The organism is Bacilliculturomica massiliensis (assembly GCF_900605495.1).
Taxonomy (GTDB): domain Bacteria; phylum Bacillota; class Clostridia; order Peptostreptococcales; family Anaerovoracaceae; genus Bacilliculturomica; species Bacilliculturomica massiliensis.
This window is the reverse complement of record NZ_LR027598.1, coordinates 83428-104301: the sequence shown is the minus strand read 5'-3', so window position 1 is coordinate 104301 and position 20874 is coordinate 83428. Positions and strand designations below refer to the sequence as shown.

Genomic DNA, 20874 nt, shown 5'->3' with positions numbered 1-20874 from the left:
GTGCCGCATTTCTCATCGGTCTCAAAGGTGGTGGAGAAGACGGCGTTGAAGGCGTCCATGCCCACGCATCTCTGGAAGCAGGAAGCGGTCTTCTGTCCCAGCAGTCTCTGCATCTTGACTTTATTCTTCAGGTCTTCGGTGCTCTGGTGGAGATGGCCGAAGCGGTTGATCTTCTTTCCCGTCAGGTTGGAGGTGACGGTCATCAGGTCCTCGTAGCGGGGATCGTGAGCCAGTTCGTAGGTCATGGCGATACAGTTGATGGAGGGACGGATCATGGGATGATCCACCCAATCGTCCACCTTCTCACCGAACATGTACACTCTCGTATTCAGCTTTCTCAGACTTTCTATGTATTGTTCTCCTGTCATTAAGGTCATGGCGCTTCTCCTTTCAGGCGGCAGCTCTCGACACGCGCGCCTCTTATCGTTACAGCACTTCTATGATTACGGCCGTTCCCATGCCGCCGCCCGCGCAGAGCGTGGCCAGTCCGTATTTCTGGCCTCTGCGGCGCATTTCATACAGCAATGTGATGACGATCCTGCTGCCCGTGGCTCCCACCGGGTGCCCCAGCGAGATGCCGCCTCCGTTGACGTTGAGCCGCTCCAGCGGTATGCCCAGCTCCTTCTGACAGGCCAGACACTGAGCCGCGAATGCCTCGTTGATCTCCCAGAGATCAATATCGGCAACGGTGAGTCCGGCTTTCTCCAGCGCTTTTCTGCTGGCGCTGACAGGACCGATCCCCATGATCTCGGGATCCACGCCGGTGGTGGCAGTGGAGAGCACCCGGGCCAATATGGGAACGCCCAGCTCCTTAGCCTTCTCCTCCTCCATGAGGATCACTCCGGAAGCGGCGTCGTTCATTCCAGAAGCGTTGCCCGCAGTGACTGTGCCGTTTTCCTTGAAGGTGGCCTTCAGTCTGGCCAGTCCCTCCAGCGTGGCGTCTCTCTTTGGGTATTCGTCAGAGGTATATATCTGATCTCCCTTGCGGCCGTGCACTGTGATGGGGATGATCTCTTCTTCAAATTTTCCGCCGTCCTGAGCGGCCACAGCCCGTTTCTGCGAGCAGAGGGCGTATTCGTCCTGCTCTGCCCGGCTCACGCCGTACCGCTCCGCCACGTTTTCCGCCGTGACGCCCATGGCCGGTCCCACGCCCAGATTGGTCAGGGAATCCCACATGGAATCTCTCAGTTCGCTGTGACCGAATTTTTTCCCGTACCTGCCGTCGAACATCATATGCGGCGCGGTACTCATGCTGTCCGCTCCGCCTGCCATGATGCAGTCCGCTTCTCCCGCCCGGATCTGGTAAAAGCCCAGCTGGATGGAGGACATGGAGGATGTACAGTTTCTGTGGATCGTGATGCCGGGAACGCTGGTGGGCAGTCCCGCCTTTACAGCGGCCACTCTGGCCAGATTGTTTTCCTTATATGTCCGCTGATAGTTGCAGCCCCAGATCACGTCTTCGATGAGCACCGGGTCGATCCCCGCCCGCCTGACGAGCTCCTGCATGACCGGAATGGTCAGTTCTGACGGCGTCAGCGTCCTGAACTGGCCGCCGATCGTTCCGATGGGGGTTCTGCATCCCGAGACGATAACCACATTTCTCATCACTTCTCTCCTCCGTTGTTCTCATATGTATAAAAGCCTTTTCCACTTTTTCTTCCGTATTCGCCCTTGGCATACCGCTCCGTCAGGCAGACGGCCGGCCTGTCCGCCGGGTCGCCGCTGTTTCTGAACTTTTCCATGAAAACGTTGTACTCCAGGTCGATTCCGGTCATGTCCAACAGCTCCAGCGGTCCCATCTTATGTCCCAGTCCGCCCTTCACCGCCGTGTCGATATCCTCGATAGACGCCACGCCTGAATCCACCAGATAGCAGGCCTCTTTGGTCATGGCGCTGAAGATCCGATTTACCACGAATCCATAGATCTCTTTATTGACCAGTACAGGCGTCTTTCCGATGCTTTTTACAAACCCGTAAGCGGTCTCTACCGTCTCCTGGGAGGTGTGCGGGCCTTTGACCACCTCCACCACCTTCATGACAAGAGCCGGGTTGAAGAAATGCATGTTCAGGACCTTTGAGGTGTCCTTCACCGCATCGCAGAACCGGGAACTGACGATATAAGAGCTGTTGCTGGCATAGATGGTACGCTCCGGCGTCAGCTCATCAAAAGCCGCCAGAGCCTTCTTCTTGATCTCCACCACGTCGGACACCGCCTCGATCACCAGATCCGCGTCCGCCGCAGCCTTTTTTATATCCGGTGTAAACAGCAGACGTCCCTGTATTTCCGCCGCGGTCTCCGCCGTCATCTTTTCCTTGGCCACACGCCCCGCAAACCAATTATCCGAAAACGCGCCCGCCTTCTCCACCATTCTTTCGCTTATATCGTAACAGATCACGTCATATCCCCAGATGGCTGCCTGCATTGCGATCTGGTTTCCCATCAGCCCTGCGCCCAGCACGGCCACACGCTTGATCTCCATTTCACTTTCCCGCCTTTCCTCTGTTTTCATTCGCCGGCTTTTCTGTTTCTCTGACCCCGCCGCCCGTCCCCGCGCAGTGCGTGGTTCCTCCGGTCTCCGCCGCCGGCCGCCGGTTTCCGGAAAAAGTCCTTTACAGCGCCGCCGTTGCCATCGTCAGCAGTGGAAACTGACGGCGTCTCTGATTATTATCTTTTTATCAAAGCATAAACCGTGCCAATAATCGGAATATCCCGTTTCATTCATCATTTTTTTGCGCATCCGCGGAAAAACCCATCAATTTAAGTGTATTTACGCACCTAAATTTTCTGTATTTATCAGTTGTACTCACAAAAAAGAACAACTTAAGTTTCAATATATGAAATCAATAGCAGCGAAATGATGCTTTGATGCATCACCGTCATACGCATATATGCGCAAATGCATCACTTTGCGGCGTTCGTTTTTCCCATTCATTACACCTGATATTTTCATTGCTGAGGCAGATACTATTTTTGTAACAGAAATGAGTCAAACTGAAAGGAGCATTATCAATGAGCAAAGATCCCTCGATTTGCCCGGCCCACATAAGCGATGACTGTGAAAAGGCGCTGTGCTGCATGGAAGCGGAGCTTTCCGACCACGCCAACAAAGAGATCATTCTGGTGGCTTACGAAAAAACAAAGTAGACGCATAAATCAGCAGACGCAAGAGGCCCTCAGACGTAATTGTCTGAGGGCCTTTTATTTTTTACTTGCAAAACGATTTCAGGACAACCCATACTTTTTCAGCTTGCGCACTACAGTGGACTGATCGACCCCCAAAGCCTCTGCGATCTTTCGCGAGGATCCAAGCTTTTCTCTTGCCTGGCGCAGCAGCCGTTTTTCCGCCGCCTCCGTGACTTCCTGCATGGTGGGCAGCTTGTCTGCCGATCTGCCCACGTCCGGTTCGTTCTTCGCCCACGGCAGATCGTCTACCTGGATATATTCATTGTTGCTGATCACGGTCACATTTTCGATCACATTTTTCAGCTCCCGGATATTTCCCGGCCAGCCGTAATGCTCCAGCTCCTCGATCACTTCCAGTGTCAGTTTCTTTTCCCGGCCGTCCGGGTTATACTGCTTGTTGAAGCGGTGCATGAAACGCAGAGCCAGCGGTCCGATGTCTTCCACACGCTCTCTGAGCGGCGGGATCTCGATGTTTACGACGTTCAAACGATAATACAAGTCGTCGCGGAACGCTCCTTCTTCTATCTTCTGAAAAAGATTTTTGTTGGACGCCGCCACGATGCGGATATCCACCGGAATGCTTTCCACAGCCCCGACCCGGGTGATGGACCGGGTCTCCAGGGCCCGCAGCAGCTTGACCTGCAGGCTCAACGGCATTTCTCCGATCTCGTCCAGAAACAGCGTCCCGCCGTCTGCGATCTCGAAAAGTCCCGCTTTTCCACCTTTTACGGTGCCTGTAAACGCTCCTTCCACGTAGCCGAAAAGCTCTGTCTCCAGCAGATTCTCCGGGATCGCCCCACAGTTCACGGCCACGAATTTCCTGTTTTTTCTCAGGCTGTTTTCGTGGATATAACGGGCGACCTCTTCTTTTCCCACGCCGGATTCCCCTGAAATGAGCACGGTGGTGGTAAAGTTGCCCAGCCTCTTGGCAAGGCTGTAGATCTGCTGCATTTTTTCATTGACGATCACCAGTTTCCCGCCGCCCTCGGACTTGTCGGCGCTGTGAGCCATATCCTGAAAATAGCGCCGCTCCATCTCCTTCGCCTTCAGCAGTTCTTCCCGCAGACTGTAGATTTCCGACATATCCCGGCAGGTGACGATGATCCGCTTGATGCCGCCGTCCTTGCCGAAGATCGGCGTGCCGGTCACGATGAGATTCTTGTTGTTCTGTGTCGTATGATGCATGGACACGGAACGGCGCTGCTCCGCCACCAGTACCGTGATAGAGGTCTTCATCCACACTGGGTTGATCAGTTCCTTTATATTGTGGCCCACCAGAAGACCGCTGTCGATCCCCGTATTTTTCAGGTACGCCTGATTGAACAGCAGCACGTTCCCATCCCCGTCCGTGACCAGGATCCCGTCAAAAAAATTATCCACGATATCCTTCAGTTCTTCCAGCGCGCCGCTGGTCTGCGCCAGCTCAGCGGCCAGAAGGAACTCGTCGTAAAAATCGTGGAGCACGATGACAAAGCCTGTCTCCTCCGGCTTTACGGGCGAATCTACAGAAAACATCCGCACCAGCAGATCCCGATCGCCAAACCGGACCTTCCGGATCGCCTGCGCATCGGGCGATTCCCGGAGCACGCTCAGCTGCGGAAAGGCCTTCTCCAGCGGCTCCCCCGCCAGCTTTGTCCTGTGCAGCACCGAAAATTCCGCCGCTTTGGCGTTCGCGTGCGTGATGATCAGATCTCTGTCCGCATAGATGAAACCGCTGGGCGAATTCTCGATCGTCTGTTTATAATTGATTATGCCTCTGCCCGTCATTAATTATCACCGCCATCATTATCACCGTTATTAGTTTCATTATAACGGCGCTCCTCTGTTTTGTCCACTCGCTGCGCCCACTCACTCCCACTCACTTCTCACGGGTTGACAAAATACCGCATTCCGAATAAACTATAATTTATGCGCATAATGTGAACCGTTGATTTCGGTTCGCATTCTTTATACTTGAAAAGCTGTACGGGCCGCGGAACAGAGAAGGCCGGCCGGCGCCGCGGCGCCGGAGATCTTCAGGACAGAGTTCCCCGGTCCGGCCGTCGTTCCGCCGCTTCCCATCAGGCGGGATCCCCGTGGCAAACCGGCTTTTCCCCAGACGTACGCAAAAGAAAGTAAGGTGAATGGATTTGACAGATCTGGTGAGATCGAAAAAAGACAGTGTCTCAGGTTCTGACGAGGCCCTGCGGACGGAAAACGTAAAAAAACTATTGGTGAAGCTGGCTGTCCCTTCTATCACAGCGCAGATCATCAACGCGCTGTATAACATGGTGGACCGCATGTACATCGGACACATCCCCGAGGTGGGCGGAACGGCGCTTACCGGCGTAGGCGTCACATTCCCCATCATCATGATCATTTCCGCCTTCGCCGCTCTGGTCAGCATGGGCGGCGCGCCGAGAGCGGCCATCAAAATGGGCCAGCAGAACCACGGAGACGCGGAGGAGATCATGGGCGGGTGCTCCGCGCTGCTGGTCTGCCTTTCCGTGGTCCTGTCCGCTGGGATCTTCGCCGCGCAGGAACCTCTGCTGTACCTTTTCGGCGCCAGCGAAAACACCATCGGCTACGCCTCGTCATATCTGACGATCTACCTGTGCGGAACGATATTCGTGCAGCTGACGCTGGGCATGAACGCCTTCATCACCACCCAGGGCTTTGCCAAGACCAGTATGCTCACCATCGTCATCGGAGCCGGGCTGAACATCGTGCTTGACCCTATTTTTATCTTCCTGTTCGACATGGGAGTAAAAGGCGCCGCTTTGGCCACCATACTTTCCCAGGCGGTCTCCGCCCTGTGGGTCATACGCTTCCTGTGCAGCAAAAAGAGTTTGCTGCGGCTTCGCAGAAAACATTTTGCTCTGCGTCCTTCTGTGCTGCTGCCCGTGGTCAGTCTGGGGGTAGCGCCTTTCGTGATGCAGTTCACGGAGAGCATTATCATCCTGTGCTTTAACTCCTCGCTGCTGCGCTTCGGAGGCGATCTGGCCGTGGGCACCATGACCGTGCTGTCCAGCGTCATGCAGTTTGCCATGCTGCCTCTCACGGGGCTGACTCAGGGCGCGCAGCCCATCATCAGCTACAATTTCGGCGCGAAAAATCTGCACCGGGTAAAAGAAGCCTTCCGCCTGCTGCTGAAATACTGCCTCATCTACTCAACGGCCCTGTGGCTGCTGTGTATGGCCTTTCCCCGCGGCTTCGCCAACATCTTCACGGCGGATCCCCAGCTCATCGATATGATCAACTGGGCCCTGCGGGTATACATGGGCACCTCCTTCATGTTCGGCGCTCAGATCGCCTGCCAGCAGACTTTCATTGCGCTGGGCAATGCCAGGACCTCTACCTTCCTGGCGCTTCTGCGGAAGGTGATCCTGCTGATCCCGCTGATCTTTATTTTTCCGCTGTTCATGGAAAACCGCGTGCTGGCGGTCTTTTTAGCGGAGCCGGTGACGGATTTCATCGCCGTCATCGTCACGGTCACGCTCTTTGTCCGCTATTCGCGTAAGACCCTGCGCACAGACGAAGCCCCGGGAGCGGAAGACTGCGCCTGATCACCAGCAGATACGATCTGCGGCCACACTCTCATACGCATAAAAAAGGAGCCCTGGGGCGCGGCGAACATGTTCGCTGCGCCCCCAGGACTCCTTTTAAATTGTCTGTTCGTTTCTGCTTTTTCATACGCGCCGCTGCGGGCCGTCCGCGTGCAGCCAGGGAAGCCTTCTGCGTATTTTGCATACTTTTATGCTCCCGTATGCCGCCGCGTGATTTCCCGTGCTGGTCTTCACCTATTTTGCCAGCGCCGGTACCATGATCTCGCACCCCTCCGTGTCGTTGATCTTTGCGTCAAACAGATAGACCGGCTGGTAAAAGCCCTTGGTATCCAGCTGATGATCCAGACGCACATCGCCGATGGACAGAGACCTCAGTTTCTCTGAAAGCGGCATGGAAAACCTGCCGGAGAGCACCTCGTCGCAGGCGTCCTGCCTGCTGATCACAGTCTCCGACTTGTAGGGCTCATAGGTGATCAGATTGTTTTCCACCCGGGACGGACGGTAGACCGGCGCAGCGGCTTCCCCATCTGTGCCGGCAGCGGCGGCAGAGGCGGCTGCGCCGACGCTGTCTCCTGCAGCCGCAGGCGTTCTCACCAGCCGGCAGGTCACCTGGCCGCGCAACATGCGGCCCCCGCCCTCCACTGTCTCCACGTCAAAAATGTAGGCGTCCTCCTGAGCGGAAAATGCCGCGGAAGCGGGGATCTCGACGCCCAGAGCGGAGAGCGCGGCCCGGGCCTGTTCCTCGGTCGCCCCCACAGTCTCCGCGCTCTCCGGATCTCCCTCATCGCCGTAGGCCGCCCCAAAGTCAGTAAAGCTGTAGCGGCCGCCCATAAAATACAGCCAGAGCAGCCAGGGGCCTTCCCCGTCAGGTCCTGACGCTTTGTAGACGGCGTTGTCATTGTACGCGGTGTCCTCCGTTACGATAGAACGGTCCGCCCCAAGTCTTTCATAAAAGTCCTGTGCGAAAGTCAGCGCTTCCTCCCGCTCCATGACCCGCACCCGGTAAACTTCCGCCCTTTCTGTCTCCCCAGAGTATTCGCCTGTGACGGAAACTTCGACCCCCGTCATATTCTGCCGATAACTGTACGTGTCCAGATTACCGTATTCCGCCCAGGTATATTTCAGCGCCAGACCGCCGAACAGACCTGCGGTGAGCACCAGTGGAAGAAGATACAGCGCCGTCATACTCCGCCGCGGAGGCTTTTCCACTGCGGCCATTACCGCCATGACCAGACTGCAGCCCAGGACGGCGCCCAGCGTATTGTTGAACAGATCGTCCAGCTCAAAAATGCCCCAGCCGGTGACCAACTGAACGCTCTCGATCAACAGAGAAAACAGGAACGATACCCCCACAGCCGCCGCGGGCTTCCGAAGCTTCCGGATGCACAGCGGCAAAAAGACGCCCATGGGCACGAACATCAAAATGTTGAAGGTCAGGAACTGCCAGGCAGTGAGACGGCCTGAATTCCAGGCCTCCCGCCAGGAACTGAACAGATGCAGATTTGTTCCGCCCGCCGAATATCTGCCTCTTGAAAACAGGGTCAGCCCCAGCACCATGAGCAGATATCCTGCAAACAAAAACCACAGCAGCGCTCTGCCCGCGGTCAGCTCCCGACGGCCCTTCATCCATTTTCTGTACACGATGAAATACCCGGCCAGGAAACAGCATGCCAGCAAAAGCGTTCCCGCCAGCGCCAGCATAAAATGCTCCCTCAGCATCCCGGCGACTTCGTCAAATCTCATATTCCTCTCCCTCTATCTACCGGCGCGGATGCTGCCGGGTTCAGCACAGTTTCGACGTATCCAGTTCCCCATATGCGGCGAGAAAACCGCGCAGCACGTCGGCGATCTTTCCGCATCCCCCCGGTTCGTTGGACTCTATGTTCAGCGGCATGATCGGATCGTGCAGGGATTTGCGCAGCAGGCACCACCCGTCCCCGTGGGCTTTGTCGAAAGAGATGCGCACTCCCTCATAGTTGGGCTCAACAGGAGTCATGCCTGCCTGAGCTCCCCCCTCTTTCACAAAGCGCATCAGATCCTCCAGCACGCGGTCGCCGTAAGCGCCGAAATTCTCCGCCAGAATGGGAAAACGCACCTCCACAGCCTCCGCCGGCTCAGTCAGACCTGCGATAACGCTGTCCAGCTTTTTGCCCTCCAGCGCCAGTTTTGCTGCTTTGATCACGATCTTCGTTGCAAGATACGCCCCGTCGTCCAGAAAATAGTTCTCCGCCAGGGCCGCATGGCCAGAGGTCTCGATGGCCAGCTGGCAGTCTGTTCCCTCTGCGTTCAGGCGGATCGCCTCGTTGATCACGTTTTTATAGCCCCGCTTGAATCTGCGGTGGCGCAGTCCCAGATCCACTTCCAAAAACTCTGTCAGCTGATCGCTGGTGATGCTGTCCGTCACGACGGTGGTCCCAGGGTGCTCTTCCGCCACCAGCGCCGCAGCCATGGCCACGATCCCGTTGCGGTTGATCTCCCTGCCGTATTGATCCACAGCGGAAGATCGGTCCACATCGGTGTCGAAGATCAGACCGAAATCAGATCCGTTTTTCCTGACGGCTTCCGACACGGCGTGGATCGCAGCTCTATCCTCCGGGTTTGGAGCGTGATTGGGAAAACGGCCGTCCGGCTCCAGAAACTGGCTTCCGCTCACATCGGCTCCCAGAGGCGCCAGCACTTTCTCCGCGTAAAACCCGCCGGCCCCATTTCCCGCGTCCACCGTGATCTTCAGGCCGGCAAGGGGCTTTTCTCTGTCCGCCGCTCCGCCGGCTCCCGCTGCCTGAGCCACGCCGTCCTTTATTTTATCCCGCAGAAACGCGGAGTAATCCTCCATCAGCGCCGAGGGCTCCAGCGTCCCCTCCCGTACCGCCTTCTCCGGCGTCCTTCCCGCCTCCGCGAAGGCCAGGATCGCCGCGATATCGCCTTTGTTCAGCCCGCCGTCCCGGTCGAAGAATTTAAAACCGTTTCGGTTGAACGGCAGATGGCTGGCCGTGATCATCACCGCGCCGTCACAGGCGTACTGAGGAAATACGGTGGACATGAACATGGCCGGCGTGGAGGCCAGACCGCAGTCATACACCCCCGTTCCCCATGGCAGCATTCCATTGACAGCGCCGGCCAGCAGCGCTTCGCCGGACAGCCGGGGATCCCTCCCGATGGAGACCTTCAATTCATCCGCCTTTTTTCCCGTTTTCTCACTGAGCCAGAGCACGAAACCCGCCGCCAGCTTTTCCGCCTCCGCCGCCGTCAGATTCGGTCTCTCTCCAGCCACGCCTTCAAGCGCTACGCCTCGTATATCGCTGCCGTTCTGCAGCTTCTTAAAATCAATCTCCGCCATCCTGCTATTCCGCTCCTCTCCCGGTATCCTCCGTCATCTTCAGCCACTTATCTATGATCACGGCCGTCTCCGCCCGTGTCGCTTCGCCCTGGGGGTCCAGCAGCATTCCGCCGTCTGCCGCCGGCTTACCGCTGAGAAGTCCTGATTCCACCGCCCAGCGCAGCGCCTCCTGCGCCCAGGACGAGATCTGGTCCCCATCCTCGAACTCCCGGATCGCCATGCCCTCCGAGGGCGTCTCCATCCCCAGTTTCTCCGTATAACGGCAGAGCATCAGCGCCAGCTGTTCCCGGGTCACAGGCTCCTCCGGTCCAAACAGCGCTTCTCCCTGCTCCTTTGTCTCCACGCCGCTGACGATGCCGGCGCCGCCCGCCCAGGCAGCCGCCTCAGCGTACCACTGTCCTTCGTCCACGTCGGCAAACAGCGCGGGACGTTCCGCCCTGATCCCGTATTTCTCAGGCTCCGAGACGTTCAGCTTGTGCAGCAGGGTCACCATCATCGCCCGGGTCATGGTCTCCTCTGGGCTGAAATGATGCGCGGCTGTTCCCGCCATCAGCCCTTTTTTCTTCATCTGAAGCACCGCCTGACCGTACCAGTCATCCGGCGTCACATCGTCGTAAGGCGAAAGCTCCACCGTAAACTTCTGTCCCGGATCGCCGGCAAGGCACACTGTGCCGTCCTCCGGCAGAACCGCCGTGCCGCTGTCCGATACCACCGAGGAAGCCACGCACACGCCGTCGCCGTCATAGACGAAAAACGCACCTCTTTCCGGCAGAGTCACAGTCACGGACCGGCCGGCAGCCTGACCGGCGCTGAGCCAGACAGAATAACCCTTCTCTCCGATCTCATAGGTCCGAAGGCCGTCCTCCGGTTTTGATGCTGACGCCGGCGCAGGTGTGGATGCAGACGCAGGTGTGGATGCAGGCGCTGACGCCGCAGCTTCGGACCCGGTCTCCACGCCGTCTTCGGCGTCCGGGCTTTCGCCGTCCACCGGCAGCAGCGCCTCTTCGCCCACTGCCACGCCGCCAAAGCCGCTGATATACTCGACGCCGTTTACCGTCTCGACGTGATAATCTCCCAGATCCCGCCCGGCGCTGCCTGGTATCTGCACCGCGGCGCGGATGTCGTCCGGTCCGCCGACGGCCATGCTCAGCACGTACCCCGGCAGTTCCTCCACTGTCTGAAACTCATATAACGGCGCCGCGGTCAGATAGATGGACGAGGTGTATTTCTCGTCGGCCACATAATATCGCTTGCCGTTTCTCTTCTCCCAGGCGGCAGCAGCTTTCTTGTCCGCCTCCCTCTCCGGCAGCTTCTGCGCCGTGTAAGCGGCAGAATTCACCACTCCCAGCCCCGGAAAGATGGACGGGCCTTCCACCTTGATATAGACCTCTCCGTTGCTCTCTTTCACAAAAGAGATCTGGACCAGATGGTGAGCGTCGGTAAAATAAGCGCCCTCTCCGGTCCCGGCGCTTCCCGCCGCGTAGGTGTACTTTTCCTCATACTCTTCATTTCCCGGCACAGTGATGGAAAGGGCGCCGTCCCCGGATATCCGCACGTTCATCACCCCGCCGCGGGTTCCATAAAACCCCTGGTTCTCCAGTAGTTCTGCCGGCATGGCGGCAGGCAGGCTTTCAGATCCCTGTTCCGCGCCGTCGGTGGGTTCTCCGGCCGTCTCCTGCGGCGATTCTGACGTTTTCTCTTCGTCAGATGACCTCTGCGCTGCACCGCCGGCTGATCCGCCGGCCGCCGCGCCGCTCGCCTCTCCCGCAGCTTCCAGTCGTTCCTGCAGAAGGGTTTCCGCCAGCAGCTGATCGTACAGGCTGGAACCTCCTGAGGACAGGACCGCCGCCGCCATATTCTTTTCCGGCAGGACCACCAGGCTGGCGTGATAAAAGAAAGTATCGCCGCCTTTCGTCACTTCCCGTATACTGCTCTGGGAAAAGGCCTGTCCGTTTACGCTGTCCCAGCCCAGCCCAAATCCATCCGCTTCCGGGCTTTCCTTATCCGGCCACATCCCTCTGGCAAATTCCTTCTGCTCCATGGCCTCCACAGAGACCGGCGACAGGATCTTCACAGGCGCCGTCTGCCCGTCGCCCCTCATAAAGATCTGCGCAAAACGGCACATATCCTCCGCCGTCGAATAGATCCCGCCCGTTCCTATGATGCCCACGGTGTCTTCCGGCAATTCTTTTTCAAAATCTTTCCAATATATCTTTGCCAGGCGATCTCTGTCAAAACTGTCCTGAGGCGTTTTGGTAGACTCCATGGAAAGCGGACCGGTGATATATTCTCGCACCAGTTCCGTGAAACTCTTGCCCGTCACCCGCTCCGCCGCGATCTCCGCCAGCGTAAATCCGTCGTTGCAATAAGTGGAAAACGCGCCTGGATCCGCTTTCAGACGCTGCACCCTCAGCTGTTCGAGCAGCGTGTCGTGGGCGTAGGCGTCCGTGTCCCCGAAAAGAAAGGCGTTTTTATAGCTGGAACCCATCAGCCCGGACGAATGATTCAGCAGCATCCGCACCGTTATATCCCGATATCGCTCGTCTTCCATGCGAAATTCCTTCACGTAGTCTGTCAGAGGCCGGTCCAGCTCTATTTTCCCTTCCTCGGCCAGCTTCATGACCACTACCGTAGTAAACATCTTGCTCACTGAACCGATGCCGTACATGACGTCGGAGGTCAGCGCCCGGTTTTCGCTTTTACTGTAAACGCCGCTGTGTCCGGAGGTGGTGATCTTTCCGTCCTCGATCACTGCATACTGAAGACTGACGGCGCCGTACTGCGAAACGATCAGCCCGGCTTTTTCCTCCGCCGTTTTGGGCGCGCCCAAAAAGCTTTCGATCATGCCGGCTCCCGAATCAGCCGGATCCGCCGTGGCCGTCTCTGCGGCCGCCGCCTGCGTCAGGGACGCCTGTGACAGCAAGAGCACCGCGGTCAGCGCCGCAGCCACCCTGGCCTTTGGGCTTCGTTTTCCTGTTTTTTTACCCATACTCATCTCCTTTTTCCTTTTCTTTTCGGCTGATCGCCGCCGCGTCTGACGCGGATCAGTCGATGGCGAAAAAACGCCTGGCATTTTCGCAAGTGGCTGCAGCGGCCTCCTCAAAGGATATTCCCTTGATCTCGGCCACCTTCCGCGCCGTGTGTTCCACAAAGACGGGCTTGTTTGTCCTGCCCCTGTAAGGCTCCGGCGTTAAATAAGGGGAATCCGTCTCCACCAGCAGACGGGAAAGTTCTGTCTCCTCCACCACTTCCACCGTCTTTCTGGACTTTTTAAAAGTCACCGGCCCTGCGATGGATATGGTCGCTCCCAGTTTCACGTACTGTCTCGCCAGCTCCCTGCTTCCGGAAAAACAGTGCAGCAGCAGTCTGGCGTCCGGTCCGCCGTCCGGATGCCTGGGAAAGCAGTCCGTTCGCTGTGTATGAAACACTCCTTCTTCCTTTAATATACGCATCACATCATCATTGGCGTCTCTGTCGTGAATGATGATAGGCATCTTCAGCTGAAGCGCCAGCTGGATCTGACGGCGGAACCAGTACTGCTGCACGTCCCGCTCCGAGTGGTCGTAATAATAATCCAGTCCGATCTCGCCGATGGCTTTTACCTTATTCTTCTTCGCCAGCCCCTTAAGCATGATAAGCGCAGCGTCGTCCATGGTCTTCGCATCGTGAGGATGGCAGCCCACCGCCGCATAGCAGAAGTCGTACTTTGCCGCGTCCTCCACGGCTCTCACGGAACTTTCAAGATCAAAGCCGATATCCATGACATACGCCAGCGCCGACTCCCCGATCTCCCGGCAGAGTTCTTCCCGGCAGCCGTCAAATCGCTCCTCGTTGATATGCGCATGCGAATCAAACAATATTTTCTCCATTACATATTTCCTTTCCTGCGGGAGCGCCGGTACCGTACCCGCCCCACGCCTACGGTTCCAGTTTTCCCAGTTTTTTCGCGTGGAATCCCCAGCACTCCGTAATGATCTTGCGGGCCGCGAACATGGAAGTCAGCGAGGGGTCCAGCGGGGGCGCTACCTCTACCACGTCGAAGCCGATGATATTCAGTTTCTCAAACAGGATCTCCAGCAGCGTCAGCACCTGCCTGCTGTAAAGACCGCCGAACTGCGGCGTTCCCGTGCCTGCGGCGAAAGCCGGATCCAGACAGTCGATATCCAGCGTAATGTATACTTTCCCGAACCTGCTCATGGCAGTCACCACATCGGCCGCCACGAACTCCATTCCGTTGTGATGGCAGTCCCACGCGCTTTTCACCTGAATATTGTTCTTCTTTTTAAACTGATATTCGTCCGGCTCAATGGATCTGATCCCCACAAAATAGAGGTTTTCCGGACCTGCCACGTTGGCCAGCTCCAGCGCCCTGCGCTCTGTGGAGCCGTGGGATAACCGGTCCCCTCCCAGCGTATCGCACAGATCGAAATGCGCGTCGATGTGGACGATCCCGAACTGCTCCTTCAGCCCGTCGCTGATCCCGGCTTCAACAGGGATGGTCACGGAATGATCCCCGCCCACCATGGTAAAGAATATGCCGTTTCTCACCAGTCTGCCGGTGTATTCTCTGATCTCTTTGAACAGCGCATCCCGCGTCTCACCCACAAAATCTCCGCTGTCGTGTACCTTCAGGGAATCCATGCACTCAAAGCGCTCCGTATACGGCGTGGAACACAGCGTATTCTCACGGAGGATCGACGGTCCCTGTCCCGCTCCGCCCCTGTAGCTGACTCCCTTGTCGAAGGGGATCCCAAACAGCACCACGTCCGCTTCCTTTTCCGTGATATCCGGTCTGTTCAGACCGCACCACGTCTCGCTGTTCTGGGCAAATTTGTCGCGTTTCAGCATTTTGATCTCCTCTCGTCACGCGCTACTCTCTGGGCAGCGTCTGTTTCAGATAAAACGATCTGGCGTCCCTGGCCCGCATGACAGCCAGGATCCCGTCCAAATGATCATACTCGTGCTGCAGCAGTTCGGACAGATCGCCTTCGAGCTCCATTCTGCGGTCCTTCCATTCCAGATCCCTGTAGCGGATGACCGCCCGTCGATGTCTCATCACTTTTACATAAAGGCCTGGAAAGGACATGCAATCGTCCATCACCTCCATCATATCCTCGTCCGGAAAGATCAACTCCGGATTGAGAAACGCAATTCCTTCAGACTGCTCTGCGCTTTTGCTCACGTTCATATATAAGATCCGTTTTCTCACGCCGATCTGGGGGGCGGCGATGGCTCTCCCCGCTCTGTGTACTCTGCGAAATTCCATCATAGTATCGTGCAGGTCCCTCACGATCCCTCCGGCGGTCTCCAGTTCTTCCACCGCGACCGGGACGCTGGCCTCGTAAAGCCGCGGATCTCCCAACAGCAATATTTCCCGAATCATCTCTTTTCCTCCACTTCCATGTGCTTCGTCCCTGATGCCCCTTGCTCAAAGATCCTCCGGCGGCCTCTTCAACAAGAAAACCTCAGCGTTTCCCCATGGAGTCTCCGGCGCGCCGTCTCAGTGCAATTTATAGTATATCATTCTATATTCCAATGTCCAAAGAAATCATGTAAAATAAAATGGAAAGGATGGATGCCGACTATGTTCGCTTATACGTATATTAAAAAAGGAAAATTTGAACTGTTGGAAAAACCCCGGCCCGTGCTGCTGGCCCCCGGGGATGCGATCGTCAGGGTGACCCTTGCCAGCATCTGCTCAAGCGATCTTCACATCAAGCACGGTTCCGTGCCCCGGGCGGTCCCGGGGATCACGGTGGGCCACGAGATGCTGGGCGTTGTGGAATCCGTCGGTTCCGCCGTGGCGAAGTTTCGGCCCGGAGACCGGGTGACCGTCAACGTAGAGACATTCTGCGGAGATTGCTTTTTCTGCCGGAACGGCTATGTAAACAACTGCGAAGATCCCAACGGCGGATGGGCGCTGGGCTGCCGCATCGACGGCGGGCTTGCGGAATACGTGCGCGTTCCCTGCGCCGATCAGGGACTGGACCTCATTCCTGACAGCGTGACCGATCAGCAGGCGCTCTTTGTGGGCGACGTGCTGGCCACAGGTTACTGGGCGGCGGAGATCGCAGACATCGGCGCCGGCGACACGGTCCTCATCATCGGCGCGGGACCCACAGGGATCTGCACGCTGCTCTGCGCTCTGCTGAAATCTCCCGGACGAGTGATCGTCTGCGAGACAGATCCGGTCCGGAGGCGTTTTGTAGAAGATCACTATCCTGACGTGCTGACCGTGGACCCTCACAGCACGGATGCGGCGGCCTTCGTCCGGGAGCACAGCGCTCACGGCGGAGCGGACTCGGTGCTGGAGGCGGCCGGAACGGCCGAGACCTTCCGGCTGGCCTGGCAGTGCGCCCGGCCCAACGCAACTGTGACCATCGTCGCGCTCTACGAGGAAACGCAGATGCTCCCCCTTCCGGAAATGTACGGAAAAAACCTGACCTTCAAGACCGGCGGCGTGGACGGCTGCCACTGTGCAGATATCCTCCGGCTCATCCAGGCCGGCCGCATCGACACTACGCCCCTGATCACCCATACCTATCCCCTCAGCCGGATCGAAGAAGCCTTTGAACTGTTTGAAAACCGGCGGGATAACGTGATCAAGGTGGCCGTGCGGCCATAAAAGGATCAAAACCGTCCGGCCTTATCCACCGGCTTCCGCCCCATAAAAACGCCGCCCGCAGGCTTTGCCCGGGCGGCGTTTCAGGTCGACCAGCGGTCGACATTTTAACTTCTGATTCGATTCTGTCTCGATCTCTATTTCCATTGGATCTGTCATCGATGACCGGCGGCGGAAACACGTCTCCGGCCCACGATCTTTCCAACTCTAGCTGACGATCTCTCCGTCCCTGGCTATGGTGGTGACAAACTCAAAGCGGTCGCCGTTGTCGGCGAACATCAGCATGCCGTTGGACTCCTCTCCCCTCAGCTTCCGGGGCTTCAGGTTGGCCACAACGACTACTTTTCTCCCCACGCACTCCTCTGGCGTAAAGCACTCGGCCACGCCGGAGATGATCTGACGAACTTCTTTTCCGATCTTGATCTTAAAGATCAGCAGCTTGTCCGCTTTGGGATGCTTTTTGCACTCCAGCACCCGGCCTACCCGGAAGTCGATCTTTGCAAAATCCTCATAGTCGATGGGATCTTTGTAGGGGATCTCAGGGGCGTCGCCCTCTGCCTCGCCGGCTTCCTTTGAGACAGCGGGATCCGCAGAAGCGCCCGCGCCGCAGCTGCCGTCCCCGCCGGCCTCCGCCGCTTCCGCGGCCTCTGCCATCTGCTCCTGCTTCATGGCCTCCAGCTCGGCCAGTTCCTTCTCGATATCCAGACGCGGGAACAGCGCGTCGCCCTTTTTCACCTGATCGCCGTTCATCATATCGAAAGTGTAGGCGTCCTCCCAGACCACGTCCGCGTACCACAGGCCCAGCTGCTTTCTCATCCGGGTGGCCGTGGTGTGCATGAAGGGATAGATCAGGATGGATGAGATCCGCAGGGATTCGGCCAGATTGTGGAGCACTGTGGAAAGCCGCTCCTTGTTGGTCTCGTCCTTGGCCAGCAGCCAGGGGGCCGTCTCATCGATATATTTATTCGTTCTTCTGATCAGGATCCAGATCTCCTCCAGCGCCTGGCTGAAGCTGAACTTATCCATATATGCGCTGACCCGGTCCGCCGTGGTGACGGCCAGCTCCTTCAGTTCCGCGTCGGGGCCCTCGTCGGCTCCCGGTCCCGGAACGACGCCGCCGTTATATTTTTCGATCATGGAGACCGTTCTGGAAAGCAGATTGCCCAGATCGTTGGCCAGATCGAAGTTCATGCGGGAAAGCATCACCTCATTGGTGAACAGACCGTCCTGTCCGAAGGTGTACTCTCTCAGCAGGAAATATTTCAGGGCGTCCACGCCGTAACGCTCGATGAGCTTTACCGGATCCACGATATTGCCTCTGGATTTGGACATCTTGCCGCCCTCCAGCAGGATCCAGCCGTGACCCAGCACATGATCAGGCAGCGGAAGCTCCAGCGACATGAGCAGAGCCGGCCAGATGACAGCGTGGAACCGGACGATCTCCTTGCCCACCAGATGGACGTTGGCCGGCCAGTAACGCTGGAACAGCTCGCCCTCTGTGTCCGGATAGCCCAGGCCCGTCAGATAGTTGGACAGCGCGTCCAGCCAGACGTAGATCACGTGCTTTTCGTTGACCGGCACCTTGATGCCCCAGTCAAAACTGGAGCGGGAGATGCACAGATCCTCAAGCCCCTGTTTCACGAAGGAGACCATTTCATTTCTGCGGCTCTCCGGCTGCAGAAAATCCGTGTTTTCCAACAGGTCCAGCAGTCTGTCCTGATATTTGGAAAGACGGAAGAAATACGCTTCCTCCTTGGCCTTTTCCACCGGGCGGCCGCAGTCAGGGCACTTGCCGTCCACAGCCTGCGTTTCGGTCCAGAAGGATTCGCAGGGCGTGCAGTAAAGTCCCTCGTACTCGCTTTTATAGATATCTCCCTTTTCGTACAGCTTATTGAACACCGTCTGCACGGTTTTATGATGTCTCGGTTCCGTGGTGCGGATAAAGTCATCGTAGGAGATCTCCATGGTCTTCCAGAGCTCCTTGATCCCTCCCACCACATTATCCACGTACGCCTGCGGCGTAGTGTGATTTTCTTCCGCGATTTTCTGGATCTTCTGGCCATGCTCGTCCGTTCCGGTCAGAAACATTACGTCATAACCCTGCAGTCTCTTAAACCGCGCCATGGCGTCGGCCATGACCGTGCAGTAGGTATGCCCGATGTGCAGGTTGGCGCTGGGATAATAGATCGGGGTTGAGACATAATACTTTTCTTTCTTCTTGGTATCGCTCATTTTCATCTCTCCTTTTGCGCGGCACGAATGAGTGCGGCGACTTTTTGATAAAAACCCGGAAAAACTCCGGGTTTTGTGCTTTATCTAAAACTATACCCATATCTTGTCCAAAAATCAAGAAAAACTAAAAGAAAAGGGCCCGTCGATCCAAACTGCGCCCTGTCTTTCACAGCGCTCGGTTCGATTGCCGGACCCCTCCCTTTTTTCATTTCAAGCGGGAATACGCCTCGTCAGTCACCGCCTCGCACCATTCGTTGGAGCTGTCCTCGCCGGGCACTTCGATGGCCAGATGAGCAAACCAGCTGTCCCGCGCCGCCCCGTGCCAGTGCTTGACCTCCGGCGGAATGACCACGGCGTCGCCGGGATTCAGCTCCCGCGGCTCCCCGTCCCACTCCTGATACCAGCCCCGGCCGGATATGCACAGCAGGATCTGCCCGCCGCCTTTTGTCGCGTGGTGGATGTGCCAGTTGTTGCGGCATCCCGGCTCAAAGGTGACGTTGAATATGCCTATGCCCTCTGTAGTGACCGGATTGAGATAGCTCTGTCCGACAAAATACTGGGCAAAGGCGTCGTTAGGCTGCCCCAGTCCAAAAAGTCCCGCTCTTTCATTTTCCCCGGTCATAATATGCTCCTCCGTTTTCATTACGTTTCCTCCTACAGACCCAGCTTCTCCGCCCAGGCTGCAAGATCCTCTTTCGACAGATCGCCGTTCAGCAGCCTGCCGGGACGGAAATCGGCGGCGCAGGACGCCCGCAGTCTCTCCTCCGACTTGCCCAGCCCGCTGCCGCCTGAGGTGGCGAAGGGGATGACGATTTTGCCCGAAAGATCATAGCTTTCCAGAAAGGTATTGATAATAGTGGGCGCTACATACCACCAGATGGGAAATCCCACAAAGACAGCGCCGTACTGCTCCATATCCTCTACCCTGCCCGCAATGGCCGGGCGGGATCCTGGATCCTTCATCTCAACGCTGCTGCGGCTTTTGGGATCGTTCCAGTTCAGATCCGCCGGAGTATAAGGGACCTCCGGCTTGATTTCATACAGATCCGCGTTTACCGCCTCCGCCAGCGTGCGCGCGGCCTTTGCCGTCACGCCGCTGCAGGAAAAGTACGCTGCCAAAATCTTTTTATCGCTCATGATCTTTCCTCCTTATTCTTTCTCGCCGTATACTTCTTTCGCCATCCGGAAGGCCGCCCAGGCGTTGGGCCAGCCTGCGTAAAAGGCTCCATGTGTCAGGATCTCCGCCATTTCTTCGGAAGTGACTCCGTGTTTTTTCGCGTTGCCGATGTGGTATTGCAGGGAGCTGTCCAAAATTCCCTTTGACATCAGCGCGGTCACGGTCACAATGCAGCGGTCACGGGCAGAAAGTTTATCCTCCCGCGCCCATACCTCTCCGAACAGTACGTCGTCGTTCAGCTCCGCAAATTTCGGGGCAAATTCTCCGAGTTCGTCATGTCCCGCGGTCTGTTTTTCCATGATGATCTTCCTCTCCCTTGTCCGGTCGTCAGCCGGCCCATAACTTTTACTTATCTCTGCCCATTTTGAATCGGAGATAATCCAGCCGTTCAAGCTGCTTCTCCCGAAAATGGATCTCGCTCAGCGTGTGGCTGCGCTTTTCATTCAGGATCCGCAGCCGCTCCTTTTCGGTGGAATCGCCTGCTGACATCAGGCGCATATACTCTTCAATATCCTCGTTGCCAAAACCTATGTCGTGCAGGGTCATGATCATGCCTAGCCGCTCGATATCCATGTGGTCATACTGCCAGGCGCCCATGACTTTTTTTACCTCGCCGCACAGGCCCCAGCGCTCATATTCGTCCAGCACCTCCACAGGAATGTTGTAAAGCGCGCTTGCTTCCGTCTTCGTCATGCCGGCGTTTGCTCCTCTCCAAATACAGTGTAAAATAAGGGCGCTTCCTCTCCGATACGCCTTCATCATAAAAGATCGCCAATG

18 protein-coding genes are annotated in these 20874 nt (G+C 57.1%); 3 read left to right on the top strand and 15 right to left on the bottom strand.

Annotation, left to right across the window (positions count from 1 at the left end; all coding sequences use genetic code 11):
* From E0E37_RS02195 to E0E37_RS02185, 3 genes are all read right to left on the bottom strand, one after another.
* On the bottom strand, positions 1 to 377 hold a 377-nt coding region (locus E0E37_RS02195; RefSeq protein ID WP_281275510.1), incomplete at its 3' end, for a 4-hydroxyphenylacetate 3-hydroxylase N-terminal domain-containing protein.
* A 49-nt stretch (positions 378 to 426) separates the two neighbouring features.
* Entirely contained in the window at positions 427 to 1605 is a 1179-nt protein-coding gene (locus E0E37_RS02190) for a thiolase family protein (protein ID WP_130861342.1), read from the bottom strand.
* Entirely contained in the window at positions 1605 to 2510 is a 906-nt protein-coding gene (locus E0E37_RS02185; RefSeq protein WP_246019607.1) for a 3-hydroxyacyl-CoA dehydrogenase family protein, read from the bottom strand. The genes E0E37_RS02190 and E0E37_RS02185 overlap by 1 nt, the downstream gene beginning before the upstream one ends.
* 500 nt (positions 2511 to 3010) lie before the next feature.
* Here E0E37_RS02185 and E0E37_RS18980 point away from each other — a divergent pair, with 500 nt between their 5' ends.
* Positions 3011 to 3145, top strand: a complete 135-nt coding sequence (locus E0E37_RS18980; protein WP_281275509.1) for a hypothetical protein — start codon at positions 3011 to 3013, stop codon at positions 3143 to 3145.
* A 78-nt stretch (positions 3146 to 3223) separates the two neighbouring features.
* Here E0E37_RS18980 and E0E37_RS02180 read toward each other — a convergent pair whose 3' ends face one another.
* Positions 3224 to 4951 (bottom strand): sigma 54-interacting transcriptional regulator, encoded by a 1728-nt coding sequence (locus E0E37_RS02180; protein ID WP_130861341.1) that lies wholly within the window; start codon positions 4949 to 4951, stop codon positions 3224 to 3226.
* A gap of 356 nt (positions 4952 to 5307) precedes the next feature.
* Between E0E37_RS02180 and E0E37_RS02175 the strand changes: the two genes are divergently transcribed.
* Positions 5308 to 6729, top strand: coding sequence for an MATE family efflux transporter (locus E0E37_RS02175; protein WP_130861340.1), 1422 nt, complete (start codon positions 5308 to 5310; stop codon positions 6727 to 6729).
* Positions 6730 to 6963: 234 nt separating this feature from the next.
* On the opposite strand, the gene E0E37_RS02170 is transcribed toward E0E37_RS02175, so the two are convergent.
* From E0E37_RS02170 to E0E37_RS02145, 6 genes are read right to left on the bottom strand one after another with little or no spacing between them, the layout of a single operon-like run.
* Positions 6964 to 8472, bottom strand: coding sequence for a VanZ family protein (locus tag E0E37_RS02170; RefSeq protein ID WP_130861339.1), 1509 nt, complete (start codon positions 8470 to 8472; stop codon positions 6964 to 6966).
* A gap of 40 nt (positions 8473 to 8512) precedes the next feature.
* A complete protein-coding gene (locus tag E0E37_RS02165) occupies positions 8513 to 10066 on the bottom strand; it encodes a phosphohexomutase domain-containing protein (protein WP_130861338.1) in 1554 nt (517 codons plus the stop codon).
* A 4-nt stretch (positions 10067 to 10070) separates the two neighbouring features.
* Positions 10071 to 13055: a serine hydrolase gene (locus E0E37_RS02160; protein WP_165445160.1), complete on the bottom strand. Its 2985-nt coding sequence runs from the start codon at positions 13053 to 13055 to the stop codon at positions 10071 to 10073.
* Positions 13056 to 13110: 55 nt separating this feature from the next.
* Entirely contained in the window at positions 13111 to 13926 is an 816-nt protein-coding gene (locus E0E37_RS02155; protein ID WP_130861408.1) for a TatD family hydrolase, read from the bottom strand.
* Positions 13927 to 13984: 58 nt separating this feature from the next.
* Positions 13985 to 14914 carry an agmatinase gene (speB, locus tag E0E37_RS02150; protein ID WP_130861336.1) on the bottom strand — a complete coding sequence of 310 codons (930 nt, stop codon included), beginning with the start codon at positions 14912 to 14914 and terminating at the stop codon, positions 13985 to 13987.
* A 22-nt stretch (positions 14915 to 14936) separates the two neighbouring features.
* A complete protein-coding gene (locus E0E37_RS02145) occupies positions 14937 to 15449 on the bottom strand; it encodes a peptide deformylase (RefSeq protein WP_130861335.1) in 513 nt (170 codons plus the stop codon).
* Positions 15450 to 15650: 201 nt separating this feature from the next.
* On the opposite strand from E0E37_RS02145, the gene E0E37_RS02140 reads away from it, so the two are divergent.
* Positions 15651 to 16691 carry an alcohol dehydrogenase gene (locus E0E37_RS02140; RefSeq protein WP_130861334.1) on the top strand — a complete coding sequence of 347 codons (1041 nt, stop codon included), beginning with the start codon at positions 15651 to 15653 and terminating at the stop codon, positions 16689 to 16691.
* A gap of 204 nt (positions 16692 to 16895) precedes the next feature.
* Here the strand turns inward: E0E37_RS02140 and metG are convergent, their stop codons facing one another.
* The 5 genes from metG to E0E37_RS02115 all read right to left on the bottom strand — a co-directional run bounded on the left by metG (position 16896) and on the right by E0E37_RS02115 (position 20790).
* The gene (gene metG / locus E0E37_RS02135) at positions 16896 to 18920 is read right to left on the bottom strand and encodes a methionine--tRNA ligase (RefSeq protein ID WP_130861333.1); all 2025 of its coding nucleotides are present in this window, start codon (positions 18918 to 18920) and stop codon (positions 16896 to 16898) included.
* Positions 18921 to 19125: 205 nt separating this feature from the next.
* Positions 19126 to 19563: a cupin domain-containing protein gene (locus tag E0E37_RS02130; protein ID WP_207302906.1), complete on the bottom strand. Its 438-nt coding sequence runs from the start codon at positions 19561 to 19563 to the stop codon at positions 19126 to 19128.
* A gap of 11 nt (positions 19564 to 19574) precedes the next feature.
* A complete protein-coding gene (locus E0E37_RS02125; RefSeq protein ID WP_130861332.1) occupies positions 19575 to 20057 on the bottom strand; it encodes a flavodoxin in 483 nt (160 codons plus the stop codon).
* Between the two features lie 12 nt (positions 20058 to 20069).
* Positions 20070 to 20396 carry a carboxymuconolactone decarboxylase family protein gene (locus E0E37_RS02120; RefSeq protein WP_130861331.1) on the bottom strand — a complete coding sequence of 109 codons (327 nt, stop codon included), beginning with the start codon at positions 20394 to 20396 and terminating at the stop codon, positions 20070 to 20072.
* 46 nt (positions 20397 to 20442) lie between these two features.
* Positions 20443 to 20790 carry a MerR family transcriptional regulator gene (locus E0E37_RS02115; protein ID WP_130861330.1) on the bottom strand — a complete coding sequence of 116 codons (348 nt, stop codon included), beginning with the start codon at positions 20788 to 20790 and terminating at the stop codon, positions 20443 to 20445.
* Positions 20791 to 20874 lie beyond the last annotated feature (84 nt).

What these genes read in the sequence shown, in the direction of transcription:
- E0E37_RS02190 (WP_130861342.1), bottom strand. Translation starts at nt 1,605, where the DNA reads ATGAGAAATGTGGTTATCGTCTCGGGATGCAGAACCCCCATCGGAACG.
- E0E37_RS02185 (WP_246019607.1), bottom strand. Translation starts at nt 2,510, where the DNA reads ATGAAAACAGAGGAAAGGCGGGAAAGTGAAATGGAGATCAAGCGTGTG.
- E0E37_RS18980 (WP_281275509.1), top strand. Translation starts at nt 3,011, where the DNA reads ATGAGCAAAGATCCCTCGATTTGCCCGGCCCACATAAGCGATGACTGT.
- E0E37_RS02180 (WP_130861341.1), bottom strand. Translation starts at nt 4,951, where the DNA reads ATGACGGGCAGAGGCATAATCAATTATAAACAGACGATCGAGAATTCG.
- E0E37_RS02175 (WP_130861340.1), top strand. Translation starts at nt 5,308, where the DNA reads ATGGATTTGACAGATCTGGTGAGATCGAAAAAAGACAGTGTCTCAGGT.
- E0E37_RS02170 (WP_130861339.1), bottom strand. Translation starts at nt 8,472, where the DNA reads ATGAGATTTGACGAAGTCGCCGGGATGCTGAGGGAGCATTTTATGCTG.
- E0E37_RS02165 (WP_130861338.1), bottom strand. Translation starts at nt 10,066, where the DNA reads ATGGCGGAGATTGATTTTAAGAAGCTGCAGAACGGCAGCGATATACGA.
- E0E37_RS02160 (WP_165445160.1), bottom strand. Translation starts at nt 13,055, where the DNA reads ATGGGTAAAAAAACAGGAAAACGAAGCCCAAAGGCCAGGGTGGCTGCG.
- speB (WP_130861336.1), bottom strand. Translation starts at nt 14,914, where the DNA reads ATGCTGAAACGCGACAAATTTGCCCAGAACAGCGAGACGTGGTGCGGT.
- E0E37_RS02145 (WP_130861335.1), bottom strand. Translation starts at nt 15,449, where the DNA reads ATGATTCGGGAAATATTGCTGTTGGGAGATCCGCGGCTTTACGAGGCC.
- E0E37_RS02140 (WP_130861334.1), top strand. Translation starts at nt 15,651, where the DNA reads ATGTTCGCTTATACGTATATTAAAAAAGGAAAATTTGAACTGTTGGAA.
- metG (WP_130861333.1), bottom strand. Translation starts at nt 18,920, where the DNA reads ATGAGCGATACCAAGAAGAAAGAAAAGTATTATGTCTCAACCCCGATC.
- E0E37_RS02130 (WP_207302906.1), bottom strand. Translation starts at nt 19,563, where the DNA reads ATGAAAACGGAGGAGCATATTATGACCGGGGAAAATGAAAGAGCGGGA.
- E0E37_RS02125 (WP_130861332.1), bottom strand. Translation starts at nt 20,057, where the DNA reads ATGAGCGATAAAAAGATTTTGGCAGCGTACTTTTCCTGCAGCGGCGTG.
- E0E37_RS02120 (WP_130861331.1), bottom strand. Translation starts at nt 20,396, where the DNA reads ATGGAAAAACAGACCGCGGGACATGACGAACTCGGAGAATTTGCCCCG.
- E0E37_RS02115 (WP_130861330.1), bottom strand. Translation starts at nt 20,790, where the DNA reads ATGACGAAGACGGAAGCAAGCGCGCTTTACAACATTCCTGTGGAGGTG.